Raw genomic sequence first — 15316 nt, 5'->3', positions numbered from 1 at the left:
AAAGAGGCGTAAGCCCCTGTTTTTTACATAGACTTAGGCCATTTCATACCTAAGTAATCAGCACATTGTTTCGTAACCATTCTTCCACGAGGAGTACGTTCTAAAAAACCTAGTTGCATCAAATAAGGCTCTACTACGTCTTCCACGGTGTGACTTTCTTCTCCAATGGTTGCTGCAATGGTTTCCAAACCTACTGGTCCACCTCGAAAATGAGTGAGAATCGATTTGAGTAATCGATGATCCAATTGATCTAAACCCATTTTATCCACTTGCATCCGATCCAATGCGCTTACTGCTTCATCCTTGCTGATAAATCCATCTCCTTCGACCTGTACAAAGTCACGTACACGTTTAAGCAATCGATTTGCAACGCGCGGAGTTCCTCTAGAACGAGTAGCTAATTCAGTTGCACCTTCCTCGTTCATCCCGACTTGGAGCAAATCAGCAGTTCGAAGCAGTATTAAGGATAACTCTTCCTCCGTGTAAAATTCAAGCCTGCTAACAACCCCAAATCGGTCGCGAAGTGGAGCAGACAGAGAACCCGCCCTTGTCGTCGCCCCTACAAGTGTAAATGGAGGCAAATCAAGTCGTACCGTTCTTGCACTTGGACCTTTACCGATGATAATATCGAGTGCAAAATCTTCCATCGCAGGATATAATACTTCTTCTACTGATCGATTTAGCCGGTGAATCTCATCGATAAACAAAACATCATTCGCTTCTAAATTTGTTAAAATTGCCGCTAAATCGCCTGGTCTTTCAATTGCAGGTCCTGAAGTAGTACGGATATTGGCATCCATTTCATTTGCTATGATATGAGATAATGTCGTTTTTCCTAGTCCAGGAGGGCCATACAATAAAACATGATCGAGTGATTCGTTTCGTTGTTTTGCAGCCTCAATGTAAATCTTCAGATTTTCTTTTGCATGAGATTGCCCTATGTACTCTCGTAAAAACCTGGGTCGAAGACTAAATTCCACTTGCTCTTCTTCCATGGCTAATTTAGCGGAAATAATCCGCTCCTCCAAATCACTCACCCCTTTTGTCTCAATGCTGCTCTTATCCAAGCTTCTACTGATTGATTTTCCTCAAAACTGTTGTTTGCTAATTGTGCTGCTTCCTTTTCATCATAACCTAGTCCCATCAGCGCGTCGATTACGATTTCCCGGTCATTGGATTCAGAAACAACAGTTTGTGTGGGAATTTCAAGTGTTTTTGGCATCCAGTGCGCTAATTTATCTTTAAGATCCAGGATTAATCTAGCAGCTGTTTTCTTTCCTATTCCTGGAAGCTTTGTTAAAAATGCAACATTTTCTGCTTGAATAGCTGATACAATTTGTGCAGGTGTACCAGCGGATAATATTCCCAAAGCTGCTTTTGGGCCAACTCCAGATACGGCTAACAGAGAACGAAACAAATTCCTCTCTTCCTGAACAGAAAATCCATAAAGCAATGAAGCATCTTCCCTCACCACATGATGGATATAAACTACATTAGTAGTCCCTTCTTCAAACTGATACGGGTTTACTACAAAAACTTGATAGCCCACACCTTGAACATCAACTCCAATATAATCGCTCTCTACTAAAAAAATTTCCCCGCGTAATCGTTCAATCATCTCAATCTCAACTCTCCCTTATCTCGATCCGGCATGTACTTCGCAAATTGCAATAGCTAGTGCGTCTGCTACATCATCTGGTTTTGGGACCGCTGGGAGATGAAGCAATCGTTGAACCATCTTTTGTACTTGACTCTTCTCCGCTTTTCCAAATCCGGTAACTGCCATTTTAACCTGCAAAGGTGTGTACTCGGTTATAGAAATGTCACACTCTTCTGCTGCAAGCATAATTACCCCTCGAGCAGCACTAACCGTAAATGCATTGGTAACATTACGATTAAAAAAAAGCTTTTCAATTGCTATTACATCAGGTTGGTGAAGTTGAAATAAATGTTTCGCTGCATCATATACTTCTTTCAATCGTTTTGGTGTCGGCATGCCAGCAGGTGTTTCTATACTACCATAGTCTATTGGGTGGAGTTTATTTCCCCGTCTAGTTAAAACGGAATAACCAACAATGGCTATTCCTGGATCAATTCCAATTATTTTCACAATTTTACTCCTTATGCTCCTCTTTTTCATACAATTTTATCTATTGCTTCATCTTTTTCCCGATGAATTTGAGACAATAACTGCAAATTTACTTTCCATATTTCTTCTTCTTTGATGGAGCCTGCAAATAACTCAAACTCCTCAGCTAATTCCCGCAATCGAGCAATCGTTAAAAAAGTACCATTTCTTAGCCGAACTGCTATACCACTGTTCATTGGAACTAGCTCTACTTGACCAACATGTCCTGTCTTATGTTTTTTTTCACTCACATATTCTTTGATAAGAATTTCACGGAAAGGGATATTATCTTGTTCAACCATGTTCAACAACTGATGGAGGTATTCAAGATCAATATTTTTATCCGGAGTAAAAGCAATTATTTTTCGATTTGCCAACTCCGTCAATGATTTCATAATCTGATCCTCTGATAGACCCGTAACTTCTTCAAGAACATCCATATCATCAAATTGAATACAACTATGTAACAATACGTACTGTTGTTGATTTAATCCCAATCTTCGGTGATATCGAAGCAATAATTTGAGTAGATGCTGTAAAAAAGAATGTTGGGTAGTCATGGTTTTGCCTTACCTTTCTCTCTATGTGGTGGCTTCTTCCCATTTTAGACCATCCTACCCAACCTGTCTATGAACCGACCCATTAGTGAATTTCATTGTTGGCAAATTGTTTCCCATGAACATCATGTATATTTCCAATTGCGAAAAAAGCATCCTGATCTATATCTTGAACAATTGATTTTAATTTCGCTTCTTCTAAACGCGTAACGATGCAAAAAATGACTCGTTTTGTATCACCTGTGTATGCACCTTCCCCATTTAAAAAAGTTACTCCTCTTCCTAAATTATGTAATATGGCATCTGCTATCTCTTTATACAAATCACTGATGATCCAAACGAACTTTGTTTCATCAAAGCCCTCAATTGTTGTATCTATGGTCTTAAAGGCAATAAAATAGGCAATTAACGAATACATCGCTCGATCCCAACTTCCAAAAACGAAACCTGCACTTCCAAGAATAAACAAATTAAAAAACATAACAATTTGACCAATCGAAAATGGAATCCGTCTTGTGATCCATATTGCCAAAATTTCTGTTCCATCTAGTGAACCGCCGTATCGAAGGACTAAGCCAACACCAATACCAAGAATAATCCCTCCAAATATTGCAGCAAGCAGAGGATCATTGGTAACAGGTTTGTGGTGTGCAAATAAAACCGTTCCAATTGACATCACCAAAACTCCAAATAAAGTAGAGATCGCAAATGTTTTCCCTATTTGCTTGTATCCAAATAAAAAAAATGGAAGATTTAAGATAAATAAATAAAGACCAAGACTGATATTAGTTAAATACGATAACATGATGGATATACCAACTACTCCACCATCAATAACTCGGTTTGGAACCATTAACATTTCTAAGCTAAATGCTACTAAAACAGCTCCTATGACAATGAAAATAATACGTTTGATCAGCAAAGTCCAAGATACTTGTTTATGAGTGGAACTACTCACGTGCAAAACCCCTTTCCATCTATGTATTTTTACCCAGAAATAAAAAAGTACTTATAAATGTAAAAAAACAACCCCTACTTCATAGGAGTTGTTTGCATCTTATTATCTGGCTTGAATTTTTTATCAGAAGGGAAATCTTTTTCATGTGACTTATTCTGATGATTTAAACTTTTCGTCGATTCTGATTTTATGTTGGCAACCGGTTTTTTGGGGTCCAATTTAGGAGTTTTGGTATATGCAGGAGTATGGAGCATTTTATCAATCGTAACAAACTCATAACCTTGACTGCGCAGATAAGCGATAAGCTTCGGCAATACATCTACTGTTGCTTGAATGCTCTGTGCACCAGCACAATGCTGTAAAATAATACTCCCCTTCTTCAATTCTTTTTTCACCGTTGCCATAATCTTATCTGGAGATTGATGATTCCAATCCAGTGTATCTACATCCCAATAAATTAATTTAAAGCCTTTTTTACCAACAACACTTTCCAATTTCTTATTCAAAGCACCGTATGGCGGACGGACCAAAATAGGAGTTTTGCCAATAACACTTGTCACTACATTATTTGTATCTTCGATTTGCTTCATAACAGCTGGTGCAGGCAATTTAGACAAGACCGGATGATTCCAAGAATGATTCCCAATCACATGCCCTTCATCGTAAATCCGTTTGAGTGAAGAAGGATAGCGTTTGGCCATGGTCCCAACCACAAAAAAGGTCGCTTTGATATGTTCTTTCTTTAAGATATCCAGAATCTTCGGCGTATAATTGTTATCAGGTCCATCATCAAAAGTTAGGGCTACCTGTTTTTTATATTTAGAACCCCGATAAAAAGATGTCTGGTACTGCATTTTTGTCACTTCTAATGCTTCTTTTTGTTTTAGTTCGGAAATATTAATTTGTGGAACTGGTAAAGATTTTGCTTGTGTAAGTTTCATCGATTGACTAAACTGTTCGGCGGTATACTTGACTGACTTTTCTTTACTCTGCGCTTTAACAGGTTCTTCATTGGAACAACCAGACAAAACAATTGCCACCGACAAAATAAAACATGCTAGTCGACCAAAAAAAGACAATTTCGATCACTCCCCAAAACCCATCCGTGAGGAATCTTACAAAAAATCCACGAATCCTCGAACAACGCTATTTTACCATAAACGATTTTCTTCGACAGCTTTTTTCTTGAATGATTGATGGACTTTGATGCAAGTAAAAACAAAAGCTGGAGGTATATTAAAAGGAACGAAAGTTATGGATACATTTGAAAACAATGATTCAAAAACGGCTTTCATTTGTCTGGAATATTGAAATGCCACTAACATACCGTTTGGTTTTAATACCTTATATATATCATGTGCTATTTGCATTCTTATTTCCTGGGAAAAGTTTGCAAATGGAAGACTTGATATGACGACATCAACCGCTTTTTCTTCTAACGTTTTTACAACATCTGTCAATTCAGTAGCATTGGAATAGAAATTTAAATTCGGATAGGTATTCTCTAGCCTATTCCGCATTTTATTATTTTGTTCAAACACAAGACCTTTGGCAGAAGGCTGAAGCTTCTCTGCGATTATTTTAGTGAAAACTCCTGTTCCTGCCCCAAGTTCAACAATCGAATTTATATGAGAAAAATCAACAGATCGAAACATCCCTCTGGCAAGATAAGAAGAACTGGGAATAACACTTCCAATACGTTTTGGGGATTGAAGGAAAGAATAAAAAAAACGAATTTTATCATGGACAGTTTGTTTCATATGACCACCTCATTGGATTCCCCATTTAATATAACCTAAACCCATCGGTTCATATGGTTTTACCATCATACGATTTTTTTCAATCATTTGTCGATGGAAAATAAAAAAGATCACTTCTTTTTTAGGAGTGATCTAAGTCCATAAGAAGAAGAACTAGCTGAATTTTTCTATTTCCTCTTCATCCGCATCAAAATTAGTAAAAACTGCTTGCACATCGTCATGATCTTCCAATGTCTCAATCAAATCCAGCACTTTCTTAATAGTATCTCCTTTAACATGAATCTTATTTTCCGGAATCATCATTACATCTGCGGAAGAAAGGCAGATATGATGAGTGCTCTGTAACTGTTCCTGAACTTCTTCTAAACGATCGGGACTGACATATACAATATAGGATTCTTCTGTAATTTCTATGTCCTCTGGATCTAGATCAAGCAATAGAAGCTCCATTTCCTCTTCATCTATAGAGACCTCTTCTTTTGCTATTTCAATGACACCATATCGATGAAACATCCAAGATACACAACCTGATTCCCCTAAGTTTCCACCACGTTTGGTAAATGCAAATCGCACATCTGCTGCTGTTCGATTTCGATTATCTGTGAGAGCTTCAACTAAAACTGCGATTCCATCCGGACCATAACCTTCGTACATAATGGATTCGTAATTACTTCCATCGCCTTCTCCAGCTGCCTTTTTTATCGCACGTTCAATGTTATCATTTGGCATGTTTTGTGATTTTGCCTTTGCTATTGCTAACCGTAACTGATTATTGTTTGCTGGGTCCTTATCTCCTCTGCGAGCAGCGACGTATATTTCTTTACTCAGCTTTGCAAATATTTTTCCTTTTATTGCATCTTGTCTTCCTTTTCGATGTTGAATATTTTTCCATTTTGAATGTCCTGCCATGTTATCCCCTCTCCTACTTGCTTTTATCTAGAGATATTTTATAAACCCCAATCACGAAGATAACGGAAATCGACACCAACCGTTCGATTGCTTATCTTTAAAATGAGAGGCATTCTTCGTTTGTATTGATTACGTGTAATCCGCTGTGTTACCTGTTCGATCAATGGATTGGAAAAACCTTGTTCTAACAATTGTTCTTTCGTTAAACGGCGATCGAGTAAATGATACAGCAATCGATCGACATCAAAATAAGAAAAACCAAGCTCTTTTTCATCCGTCTGATCTTCCCATAAATCAGCACTAGGAGCTTTTTCTAAAATAGAACGTGGAACACCGATAAATTTGGAAAGTTGTCGCACCTGCGTTTTATACAAGTCTCCCAATGGATTGACAGCAGATGCAGAATCTCCAAATTGCGTTCCATAACCGAGTAATAACTCTGTCCGATTGCTTGTCCCAATTACTAAAGCCCCAAAATGAGCAGATAAATCATATAAAATCGTCATACGCTCACGTGCCATTTTATTTCCTTTGCGAAGAGAAGTTGCATCTGGCATGAATTCAAAGTAGGCATCGATTTGAGGACTAATATCGACTTTCAATGATTGAACTCCAGTATCGGAAATCGCTTCTTCTGCATCGGTAAGACTAGATGCACTGCTTGTTCGATAAGGCATACAGACTGCAATAACATTATCTTTACCAAATGCTCGCACAGCTAAGTAGAGAGATAATGCGGAATCTATCCCACCAGATAAACCGAGAACAACCTTACGAAATCCTGCCTTCTCTACTTCCTCCTTCAATGCTGCTGTGAGTATTTCCACTGCCAGAGGAGCATCCAATGCTAAGTAAGGAGCTGCAAGTAATTGTTCTTCTAATTGTGTTGACATATTAAGTCCACCTCTTTTGTTCTAACCGCCTCTGGCGAATACGAGTTAACTCTCTGATGGTAAGATCCAAATTCTCATCACGCAATAATGGTGTTTCAAATCGAGAACGACGAACTTCATCCAGATCGATATCTGCACAAAGCAATTGTTCTTCTAACCTATTTGCTCGAGCAACCTCATCTCCATAAGGATTTACAATGGCAGATCCCCCATAAAAACTGACTCCATCTTCTGTCCCTACCCGATTGCAAAACAGGATGAACAAACCTCCAAGAGCAGCTTGATTCTCCAAGTTGGCATACCAAAAAGACTGCGAGCCAACTTCATTTTGGTCGAGGGATCTGGCAGGGGAATTGGAAGGAACCAGAATCATTTGCGCACCATCTTGAGCAAGCAAATACGGAGTTGATGAATGCCACATATCCTCACAAATAAGAATACCCATTTGACCAAACTGCGTTGGAAAACTTCGTAAAACTTCTCCGCGTCCAAAATACCTGCCTTCATCAAACATGCCGTATGTTGGAAGATAGACTTTTCGGTGAATATGTACAATTTTCCCTTTACTTGCATAAAGGGTAGAATTATACAGGACGTGATCTTCACTTAATTCCACAAAACCAAATACAATATCCAAACTCTCTGAGCGAGCGACTAGCTTACTGATTTCTTCACTGTAAACAGATCGACCTACATCATAGGTAAGATCTAACAAACTATATCCTGTTAAGCTTAATTCCGGAAACAAAAGTAACTCCACTTGGTTTTGTTTGGCCTTTTCAATCCAATCCAAGTGAAGATCTAAATTCCGCTGTAAATCCCCTAATGTGGGACGAAATTGAGCTAATCCTACTCTCATTTTGTTGTTTTCATCCTCCTTGAGCGCCTGTCTCTACCATCATAACATAATCCACTATCTACTGAGTCTTTCTCTTCCTGAACCAAGTATTTATCTGCCCCACTCTTTGTAACCAGATCGGATAATCAGAAGCGATCTTCTCAATGTAGGGGATCGTTTGATCTTCGTTATAACCTGCTTTCTTTTCTAGTATACCAATTGTCTCTCTTAGAAACTCATTTGGAAACCGAAAAAGACAAGCCAGTATTTGTGTTTCCCAGTCTTTTAATGGTTTAACAGATTCATAAGAACAAATTAATTCTTGAAACAAATGAATATCCCATTGATGTTCTGTCATGATTCGGGAGCATATTTGCCAAACATCTCCGATTTGCAAGTCGTACTCAGCCGTTTCAAAATCGATTAACCATACTTGTTGGTTACGATCAACGATCCAATTGTGATTTGCTAAATCCCGATGACTCAACATATGCCCGTCTCTTGATGACAGAGCTAAATAAGGTAAGCCCAATGCACATAGTGTACGATAAGTCTCATTTGCCTGTTGATAAAAAATAGGACCATACTCAGAAATCAGATGAACCAGTTTTTCAGGTCTATCCTCACGCAGAATTAAATGATGATAAAAATCATGTAGCCTGTCAAATAAACGATCGGATAAAAGATACGCCGCCTGTGCAGTAGGCGGCGTATTTAACTTTTGACCATGTGTGTGAAACTGAGCAAGTGTCTGCATCAAAGGGATACCAATTTCTCTATTTTTATAAGTGGGACATTCCCCTTCAATATATTCGGATAAGAGCCAACGCCCTACTTGCTTCGATTGGGAAAAAAAATGAAATCCTTTATTGCGAAGCTCTTGTTCGACATCTGACCACCAAACATGGTGTTGCCCATCCCTTATTGGTTTTGCCACCCATTTCCCTGTTTCTCCGATAACAAGCCAATAGTTTCGATATTCTTTTATTTCAGAGATGTTCATTTGTAATCCTAATGACAACTGCTTTATATTTGGTTTAAAATTCATCCGTATACCGTAGAAGAGCTTTCTTTTTTCGCTTTTTTAGCTCGCGGATAAGACATCGGAGGGTAAATAGGAGGCTGGTATACAGGATAGGGTAAAAAGGGCATCGGTTCGAAACCGGACGTTGAAAAATATGGTTGAAACCCGGGTTGTGTTGGAAATATCGGAGCAAATGGTGCTGCTACTGTCGAAAACTCCTCCTCATCAAACTCGTCTTCCAGGTCCTCCCATTCATCTTCATCCAGTTCCCAACTTAGCTCTGTCTCTTCGAGCGGCACAGGCTCCAAAAAAATAGGAGTAAGCTCATCTACTGATACTTCTTCTCTCTCTGTTTTTGGAATCGAAAGAGGTATCTTGCCTGTGGGAATTTTGATTTTACTTCCTGGTTCTAACGAAACTTCTCCATTTAGATCAGGATTTGCTTCTAATAATCTCTCAAACGGCACATTATACTTTTGTACAAGCTCTTCAAAAACTTCACCTTGTCGAACAATATGGATTTTCATGTTTTGCCTCCTATAAAAGCATATATCTACATCCTATGCAGGAAGTGGGCTAATTTTGCTTTTTGATTTTTGAAATAAGACTTAGGTATGATTTTTTAAAGACAAATAAACGGTACAATACTTCAGTGGACCCATTAGAAAAAGGAGATTTTGTATGCGGAAAAAGACGATGTTTCTTGTCTATGTAGCGGCGGTACTCTGCACCGTATTTCTCATTACAGGATTTGTATTGGGAGTAAAAGAGATACTTTTACCTCAAATCCAAACAGCTAAATCAACTGCCCCATCAGAAAATGTGTCCGTCAGTAAAAACGGACTACTGCTCGGTTTGGGAGATTCACTTACAAGAGGAATCGGAGATTCGACAGGAAAAGGCTATATAGGTCGACTCAAACAGATGATGGAATCAAAAAATCACTCTTCACTGAGTATGATAAACCTTGCTGTAAGTGGGCAAACTTCGCCACAGTTAGTAAAGCAGATAAGAGACATAGAGACACAAAATTTTATAAAAAAGGCTGATTGGATCACCATCACGATCGGAAACAATGATCTCTTTCGAGGAAGTGGTCAACTAGAAAATATTGACATATCAGGTGCACAAAAAAGCTTAGTTCAATATAAGAAAAATATGACACAAATCTTAAGCACTATAAAAAATTTGAATCCAAAAGCGACGGTTATTGTTATGGGTATTTACAATCCATTTGCAGGGTTAGAAAATGAAAAAATGACATCTGAATTAGTTGCCGACTGGAACAGTGCGCTGTTAAAAATTAGTGCAAACTACTCAAAAATCATTGTTGTTCCTACTTTTGATTTATTTCAAATCCATAATAAACAGTTTTTATCCAGCGACCACTTCCACCCAAATGACACCGGTTATCAGCGAATCGCAGATCGTGTATTCCCAGTAATACCATAAAAAGGAGGATTTCCCGATGAAACCAGTCTTATCAGTTGAACACCTTACCAAAAAAATTGGAGGAAGAACAATCGTCGATGATATCTCCTTTACCGTAAACCCTGGTGAAATTTTTGGCTTTCTCGGACCCAATGGCGCCGGTAAAACAACTACCATTCGAATGTTAGTGGGTCTTATCAAACCAACATCGGGTTCTATCGTCATTGGAGGACATAACCTACAAACACATTTTTTAGAGGCAATCAAGCAAGTGGGGTGCATCGTTGAAAATCCAGAACTTTACCCTTACCTTACAGGAAGAGAAAACTTGGAGCACTTTGCTCGAATGATCGATAACATTGATGACGATCGCATAGATGAAGTAGTTCGATTAGTTGAATTGGAGAAACGAATTGATGAAACCGTAAAAACATACTCCCTTGGCATGAGACAAAGGCTAGGAATCGCTCAAGCCTTATTAGGAAATCCTCAACTTCTAATTTTAGACGAGCCTACAAATGGCTTAGATCCAGCAGGCATTCGTGAGCTTCGAGCATTTATACGTCGACTTGCGCAAGAACAATCTATCAGCATCTTCATTTCAAGCCATATCCTATACGAAATTCAGCTTCTTTGTGAACGCGTTGCTATTATAAGCCATGGAAAAGTATTAAAGACAGCTGCTGTTTCACAATTAGTAGGTGATGACAGCAAAGTAGAATGGTCACTAAACCCAATACCCCAAGCAATCAAACAATTTTCTGAACTACCTTATATCAGAAATGTAGAGCAGCTAGGAAAAGAAAGCGTGATGGTGCATATGCCTGTAGAAAAAATCGCCGAGACCAACCAACTCTTACTGGCATCTAATATTCAGGTCAGTGCAATACGCCCAATGAATCAAACATTAGAAGATATATTTTTGGAAATGACCGGTGGTGAAGGAATTGGTTAAACTCGTCTATAATGAACTGCTAAAAATGTTCCGTAAAAAACGCTTTTTAGTAGTAGTATTGATTTTAGCAGTGTTAATCCCCATTTTTACATACGCTCAATATGTGACGGTACAAACTACCATTAAACAAATCGGAACATCGGATTGGAAAGCAATTTTGCAGCAACAAATTGTCGACAATGAAAATCAGTTGACCTCTAGTCGAATACCGGAAGAATGGAAAAAATGGACACGATTGACCATCGATCAACAAAAGTACTACTTAAAAAACAATATCAACCCAACAGCTCCAGGTGCACCTACGTTCGTACGAAAATTTATGGAAGAAGCAGTTGCCTTATTTTTACCGCTGATCGTCGTCATTTTAGCAGCGGATTTAGTTTCTTCTGAATATGCCAATGGTACGATAAAAGTATTGCTGACCCGACCTGTAGCCAGATGGAAAGTGCTTCTTAGCAAATATTTGGCACTTATCTTGAGTATTTCGCTGGTCATGTTGATCACAGGGCTATTGAGTTACCTAATATCTGGTATTATCTTTGGATACAAAGGCTGGAATTTACCTGTATTAAGTGGGTTTATCCAGCAAGGGAATCAACTGATTACCAATCAAGTTCATCTTATTCCGCAATGGAAATATATTATTTATGCATTTGGACTGGCCTGGTTTTCTGCGCTCGCTGTCGGCACGATCTCTTTTATGGTGTCTGTGCTGGTTCGGAACACAGCGACGAGTATGGGGGTAATGCTGGCAGCAGTTATCTCCGGCAGCTTACTGACTCAATTAGCACCCACTTGGCAGAGTTTGCGGTACTTTGTTTTTATCAATCTACGATTGACTGATTACTTGGCGGGAAAACCGATCCTCATCTCAGGGATGAGTCTTCCCTTCTCCTTAGCAATCCTCGCTATTTGGTCCATTGTGGCTATTATTATTGCATTTGTTGTTTTCTCCAGACGAGATGTGTTGAATTAAAAAAATCCTCACACGTTTTTCTCATCGAACGTGTGAGGATTTTTATTAGTATTCTATAGTTTAACTTCAGAAGGAAATGCAGAGATACCGTCATAGGTTACCAGTTTTCTGAATTGTGTTATTAAATCTTTGAACACAGGACCTGGTACACCATCACCAATCGGACGACCATCAACCTGTACAACAGAAATAACTTCAGCACCCGTTCCGGTAAGTAGTACTTCGTCTGCAATAAATACATCATGGCGAGTAAATGGCGCTTCTTTCACTTGGTAACCTAATTCCGCAGCAATATCAATAATTGATTGTCTCGTGATACCTTTAAGAGCTCCCAAATAACAAGGAGGAGTATAAAGAACATTATCTTTTACCATAAATATGTTATCACTAGAACCTTCTGTTACATATCCATCACTAGAAAGAATGATTGCTTCTTGAGCTCCAGCTTGCTTCGCTTCTGTTTTCGCTAAAATATTATTTAAATAATTGAGTGATTTTACACGTGGATTTAATGCATCAGGAATATTCCGACGAGTAGGAACCGTTACGACTGAAAGCCCTTTATCATAAAGTTCTTGTGGATACAAACGAATTTTATCAACAATGACGATTACATTGGCACCGATGCATTCTGCTGGATCAAGACCAAGTGGCCCTTCTCCTCTTGAGACAATAAGGCGAATATATGCATCCAACAACTGATTTTTGCGAACGGTTTCTACCACATGTGCTTCCAGTTCTTCTAAGGTATAAGGGATATCAAGGAGAATAGACTTGGCGGATTCATAGAGTCGGATCATGTGCTCATGCAGACGAAAAACATTTCCGCTGTACACACGAATTCCTTCAAACACTCCATCTCCATACAAAAAGCCATGATCGAAGACTGAAACCATAGCTTCCGCCTTACGTTTATACTCTCCATTGATAAATACCCAACGTTCGCTTTCCATTTCTGTTCCTCCCATAATTTTTAATTATTTTTTAGATTTCTGTAAAGTATAAGCTTGCAATTCCCTACTTGTCAATGAATAGCTTGCTCCAAAAAAGAGAAACATGGATAGGAGCCAAGTACACGCGTTTGGCACCCAATCGCTTCTATTTCTTCTATTGTTCCTTTTAAAAGCACATGATCAACTGGCAACTGGGCATCAATCAAGAAAAAGTAATTTCCTAGACCCGTTTTAGTTGGTCTTGATTCAATATGAGTTAAGTTAATTTTACGCCAAGAAAAAGATGCCAGCACTTGATACAGAGCACCTGGATAATCACTCGGTAAAGTGATTTGAAGACTTGTTTTATATTGCTTCGAATCTTTTTTCCATGTTTCCACACTCTTACTGATAACAATAAAACGAGTCACATTATTCGGGTGATCTTCCGCATGTGATTCTAAAATTTCTAATCCATTTAGTATTGCTGCCTGCTTTGCACCAATGCAAATCCACGGTTCACTCGGAGATTCTGCAACAAGCGCGGCTGCTTGGGAAGTACTTTCCGTAAACACCCATTCTGCTTGTGGGTACTTTTCTTTCAAATAAACACGGCATTGAGCAATTGCTTGCGGGTGCGACAAAATTTTTGTAATTTGATTCTCTGGTGTATGGATTTGCTCTGGGTGAGTTAAGATACATTGCGAGATAGGGAAAAGGAATTCGGCGATGATCGGCAAATCGACCTGATGGACTAACCAATCGAGTGTAGCTGTGACAGAGCCTTCTATTGCATTTTCTACTGGCACAACCCCCAAATCCACAGAACCTTTATCAACACTGCTGATCACATCAGGGATACTGGCTAATGGTGTATGTTCATATATGTTCGATTGAAACAAGGACTCTGCCGCTTCATGACTGAATGAGCCGATCGGTCCTAAGTAACCTATTTTTTTTAACATGAATAATTTTCTCCTGACTCCTATTTAATTTCTCGATTGTACAATGAACTTTCATGGGCTGTCCAATTATTCAGTACTTATGTTACACTAAACATGAATTTATTTTTTCTAAGGAGAAATAGCATGATATCCGTATTATTTGTATGTCTGGGTAACATCTGTCGCTCTCCAATGGCTGAAGCAATTTTTCGTCATTACGTCAAAGAAGCAGGCCTGCAAGACAAAATTCATATTGATTCAGCGGGTACAGGAGATTGGCACGTCGGAAATATTCCTCATGTGGGCACTCGCACCAAACTGGATCAAGCTGGTATATCTCATAAAGGGATGGAAGCACGACAAGTAGCTCCATCTGATTTTACTCACTTTAACTTTATCATAGCAATGGACAACAGTAACTTTAAAAATTTGACACGTTTATGTGGACGTCCTTGCCCTCACTTATATCGATTTGTCGATTTTCTTCCTCATTCGACTTATAAAGAAATACCAGACCCTTATTTTACTGGCGACTTTGATGAAACCTACGACTTAATTTCTTCTGGATGTCACGAATTGCTTGAACAAATCAGAACGCAATATCGACACCAATTAGTATAAGATATGTAAAAAACAAAAGCGGATGATACCGCTTTTGTTTTTATTTATATTCTTTTTTACTAAAATCATTTCTCTTAAATACATTTTCTAGTTTACATAAGAATAAAGATTTTAGAACTAAAAAAAAGATAATTATGTTTTTTCTAATAATGACTGGCAGTACACTCAAAAATAGTTTAATGTTATAAGTAACCTCTGGTCAAAGGAGACTGGTATGTCTGTGAAGGATGACAGAATCTTCGAAGTAACCGCCCAAGCTCACAAGGATCTGGATGAGGCAAAACGTGCTTCTTCAGTTCCGAAAAAGAAAGACTCGCACAGTGCAATCTGTGACATCATCACCCGCCACGAGTACCTACCTTCTGAACCCCAGAAGTGACCAGAGACGGC

Annotated in this window: 19 protein-coding genes; 5 read left to right on the top strand and 14 right to left on the bottom strand. The window is 38.6% G+C overall.

Annotation, left to right across the window (positions count from 1 at the left end):
• Positions 1 to 23 precede the first annotated feature (23 nt).
• From ruvB to MK805_RS03935, 12 genes are all read right to left on the bottom strand, one after another.
• Positions 24 to 1028: a Holliday junction branch migration DNA helicase RuvB gene (ruvB, locus tag MK805_RS03990; protein WP_240874284.1), complete on the bottom strand. Its 1005-nt coding sequence runs from the start codon at positions 1026 to 1028 to the stop codon at positions 24 to 26.
• 5 nt (positions 1029 to 1033) lie between these two features.
• Positions 1034 to 1618: a Holliday junction branch migration protein RuvA gene (ruvA, locus tag MK805_RS03985; RefSeq protein WP_240873905.1), complete on the bottom strand. Its 585-nt coding sequence runs from the start codon at positions 1616 to 1618 to the stop codon at positions 1034 to 1036.
• Between the two features lie 18 nt (positions 1619 to 1636).
• The gene (gene ruvC / locus MK805_RS03980; RefSeq protein WP_240873901.1) at positions 1637 to 2110 is read right to left on the bottom strand and encodes a crossover junction endodeoxyribonuclease RuvC; all 474 of its coding nucleotides are present in this window, start codon (positions 2108 to 2110) and stop codon (positions 1637 to 1639) included.
• Between the two features lie 26 nt (positions 2111 to 2136).
• On the bottom strand, positions 2137 to 2688 hold the full coding sequence (locus MK805_RS03975; protein WP_240873899.1) for a hypothetical protein: 552 nt from the start codon (positions 2686 to 2688) through the stop codon (positions 2137 to 2139).
• 82 nt (positions 2689 to 2770) lie between these two features.
• Positions 2771 to 3643, bottom strand: coding sequence for a YitT family protein (locus MK805_RS03970; protein WP_240873898.1), 873 nt, complete (start codon positions 3641 to 3643; stop codon positions 2771 to 2773).
• Positions 3644 to 3717: 74 nt separating this feature from the next.
• Positions 3718 to 4722, bottom strand: a complete 1005-nt coding sequence (locus MK805_RS03965; protein WP_240873896.1) for a polysaccharide deacetylase family protein — start codon at positions 4720 to 4722, stop codon at positions 3718 to 3720.
• Positions 4723 to 4794: 72 nt separating this feature from the next.
• A complete protein-coding gene (locus MK805_RS03960; protein ID WP_240873895.1) occupies positions 4795 to 5403 on the bottom strand; it encodes a class I SAM-dependent methyltransferase in 609 nt (202 codons plus the stop codon).
• A 153-nt stretch (positions 5404 to 5556) separates the two neighbouring features.
• A complete protein-coding gene (locus MK805_RS03955; protein WP_240873893.1) occupies positions 5557 to 6312 on the bottom strand; it encodes a YebC/PmpR family DNA-binding transcriptional regulator in 756 nt (251 codons plus the stop codon).
• Between the two features lie 38 nt (positions 6313 to 6350).
• A complete protein-coding gene (locus MK805_RS03950; RefSeq protein WP_240873892.1) occupies positions 6351 to 7205 on the bottom strand; it encodes an NAD+ synthase in 855 nt (284 codons plus the stop codon).
• Position 7206: 1 nt separating this feature from the next.
• Positions 7207 to 8064, bottom strand: a complete 858-nt coding sequence (locus MK805_RS03945; RefSeq protein ID WP_240873890.1) for a nitrilase-related carbon-nitrogen hydrolase — start codon at positions 8062 to 8064, stop codon at positions 7207 to 7209.
• 58 nt (positions 8065 to 8122) lie between these two features.
• On the bottom strand, positions 8123 to 9091 hold the full coding sequence (locus tag MK805_RS03940; protein ID WP_240873889.1) for a phosphotransferase: 969 nt from the start codon (positions 9089 to 9091) through the stop codon (positions 8123 to 8125).
• Positions 9088 to 9594: a LysM peptidoglycan-binding domain-containing protein gene (locus MK805_RS03935; RefSeq protein WP_240873887.1), complete on the bottom strand. Its 507-nt coding sequence runs from the start codon at positions 9592 to 9594 to the stop codon at positions 9088 to 9090. Before MK805_RS03935 ends, MK805_RS03940 begins: the two co-directional genes overlap by 4 nt.
• Before the next feature lie 154 nt (positions 9595 to 9748).
• Between MK805_RS03935 and MK805_RS03930 the strand changes: the two genes are divergently transcribed.
• Genes MK805_RS03930 through MK805_RS03920 form a run of 3 tightly spaced genes read left to right on the top strand, consistent with a single transcriptional unit; the run spans position 9749 to position 12429 of the window.
• Complete coding sequence (locus MK805_RS03930) at positions 9749 to 10519, top strand: GDSL-type esterase/lipase family protein (protein ID WP_240873886.1); 771 nt, start codon at positions 9749 to 9751, stop codon at positions 10517 to 10519.
• A gap of 16 nt (positions 10520 to 10535) precedes the next feature.
• Positions 10536 to 11453 (top strand): ABC transporter ATP-binding protein, encoded by a 918-nt coding sequence (locus MK805_RS03925; RefSeq protein ID WP_240873885.1) that lies wholly within the window; start codon positions 10536 to 10538, stop codon positions 11451 to 11453.
• Complete coding sequence (locus MK805_RS03920; protein ID WP_240873884.1) at positions 11437 to 12429, top strand: ABC transporter permease; 993 nt, start codon at positions 11437 to 11439, stop codon at positions 12427 to 12429. Before MK805_RS03925 ends, MK805_RS03920 begins: the two co-directional genes overlap by 17 nt.
• A gap of 53 nt (positions 12430 to 12482) precedes the next feature.
• Here the strand turns inward: MK805_RS03920 and ilvE are convergent, their stop codons facing one another.
• Positions 12483 to 13382 carry a branched-chain-amino-acid transaminase gene (gene ilvE / locus MK805_RS03915; protein WP_240873883.1) on the bottom strand — a complete coding sequence of 300 codons (900 nt, stop codon included), beginning with the start codon at positions 13380 to 13382 and terminating at the stop codon, positions 12483 to 12485.
• 71 nt (positions 13383 to 13453) lie between these two features.
• Positions 13454 to 14326 (bottom strand): prephenate dehydratase, encoded by an 873-nt coding sequence (gene pheA, locus MK805_RS03910; protein ID WP_240873882.1) that lies wholly within the window; start codon positions 14324 to 14326, stop codon positions 13454 to 13456.
• A gap of 123 nt (positions 14327 to 14449) precedes the next feature.
• Between pheA and MK805_RS03905 the strand changes: the two genes are divergently transcribed.
• Entirely contained in the window at positions 14450 to 14926 is a 477-nt protein-coding gene (locus MK805_RS03905) for a low molecular weight protein-tyrosine-phosphatase (RefSeq protein ID WP_240873881.1), read from the top strand.
• 214 nt (positions 14927 to 15140) lie between these two features.
• Positions 15141 to 15305, top strand: coding sequence for a hypothetical protein (locus MK805_RS03900; RefSeq protein ID WP_240873880.1), 165 nt, complete (start codon positions 15141 to 15143; stop codon positions 15303 to 15305).
• Positions 15306 to 15316: the final 11 nt, after the last annotated feature.

The organism is Shimazuella soli (genome assembly GCF_022511585.1).
Taxonomy (GTDB): Bacteria; Bacillota; Bacilli; order Thermoactinomycetales; family Thermoactinomycetaceae; genus Shimazuella; species Shimazuella soli.
This window is presented reverse-complemented; position numbering and strand designations above follow the sequence as displayed.

Bases quoted from the DNA above. Each gene is read 5' to 3' on its own strand.
- MK805_RS03940 (WP_240873889.1), bottom strand. From the start codon at position 9,091: ATGAATTTTAAACCAAATATAAAGCAGTTGTCATTAGGATTACAAATG.
- MK805_RS03930 (WP_240873886.1), top strand. From the start codon at position 9,749: ATGCGGAAAAAGACGATGTTTCTTGTCTATGTAGCGGCGGTACTCTGC.
- ilvE (WP_240873883.1), bottom strand. From the start codon at position 13,382: ATGGAAAGCGAACGTTGGGTATTTATCAATGGAGAGTATAAACGTAAG.
- MK805_RS03955 (WP_240873893.1), bottom strand. From the start codon at position 6,312: ATGGCAGGACATTCAAAATGGAAAAATATTCAACATCGAAAAGGAAGA.
- MK805_RS03900 (WP_240873880.1), top strand. From the start codon at position 15,141: ATGTCTGTGAAGGATGACAGAATCTTCGAAGTAACCGCCCAAGCTCAC.
- MK805_RS03925 (WP_240873885.1), top strand. From the start codon at position 10,536: ATGAAACCAGTCTTATCAGTTGAACACCTTACCAAAAAAATTGGAGGA.
- MK805_RS03960 (WP_240873895.1), bottom strand. From the start codon at position 5,403: ATGAAACAAACTGTCCATGATAAAATTCGTTTTTTTTATTCTTTCCTT.
- MK805_RS03945 (WP_240873890.1), bottom strand. From the start codon at position 8,064: ATGAGAGTAGGATTAGCTCAATTTCGTCCCACATTAGGGGATTTACAG.
- ruvA (WP_240873905.1), bottom strand. From the start codon at position 1,618: ATGATTGAACGATTACGCGGGGAAATTTTTTTAGTAGAGAGCGATTAT.
- MK805_RS03950 (WP_240873892.1), bottom strand. From the start codon at position 7,205: ATGTCAACACAATTAGAAGAACAATTACTTGCAGCTCCTTACTTAGCA.
- MK805_RS03905 (WP_240873881.1), top strand. From the start codon at position 14,450: ATGATATCCGTATTATTTGTATGTCTGGGTAACATCTGTCGCTCTCCA.
- pheA (WP_240873882.1), bottom strand. From the start codon at position 14,326: ATGTTAAAAAAAATAGGTTACTTAGGACCGATCGGCTCATTCAGTCAT.
- MK805_RS03975 (WP_240873899.1), bottom strand. From the start codon at position 2,688: ATGACTACCCAACATTCTTTTTTACAGCATCTACTCAAATTATTGCTT.
- MK805_RS03935 (WP_240873887.1), bottom strand. From the start codon at position 9,594: ATGAAAATCCATATTGTTCGACAAGGTGAAGTTTTTGAAGAGCTTGTA.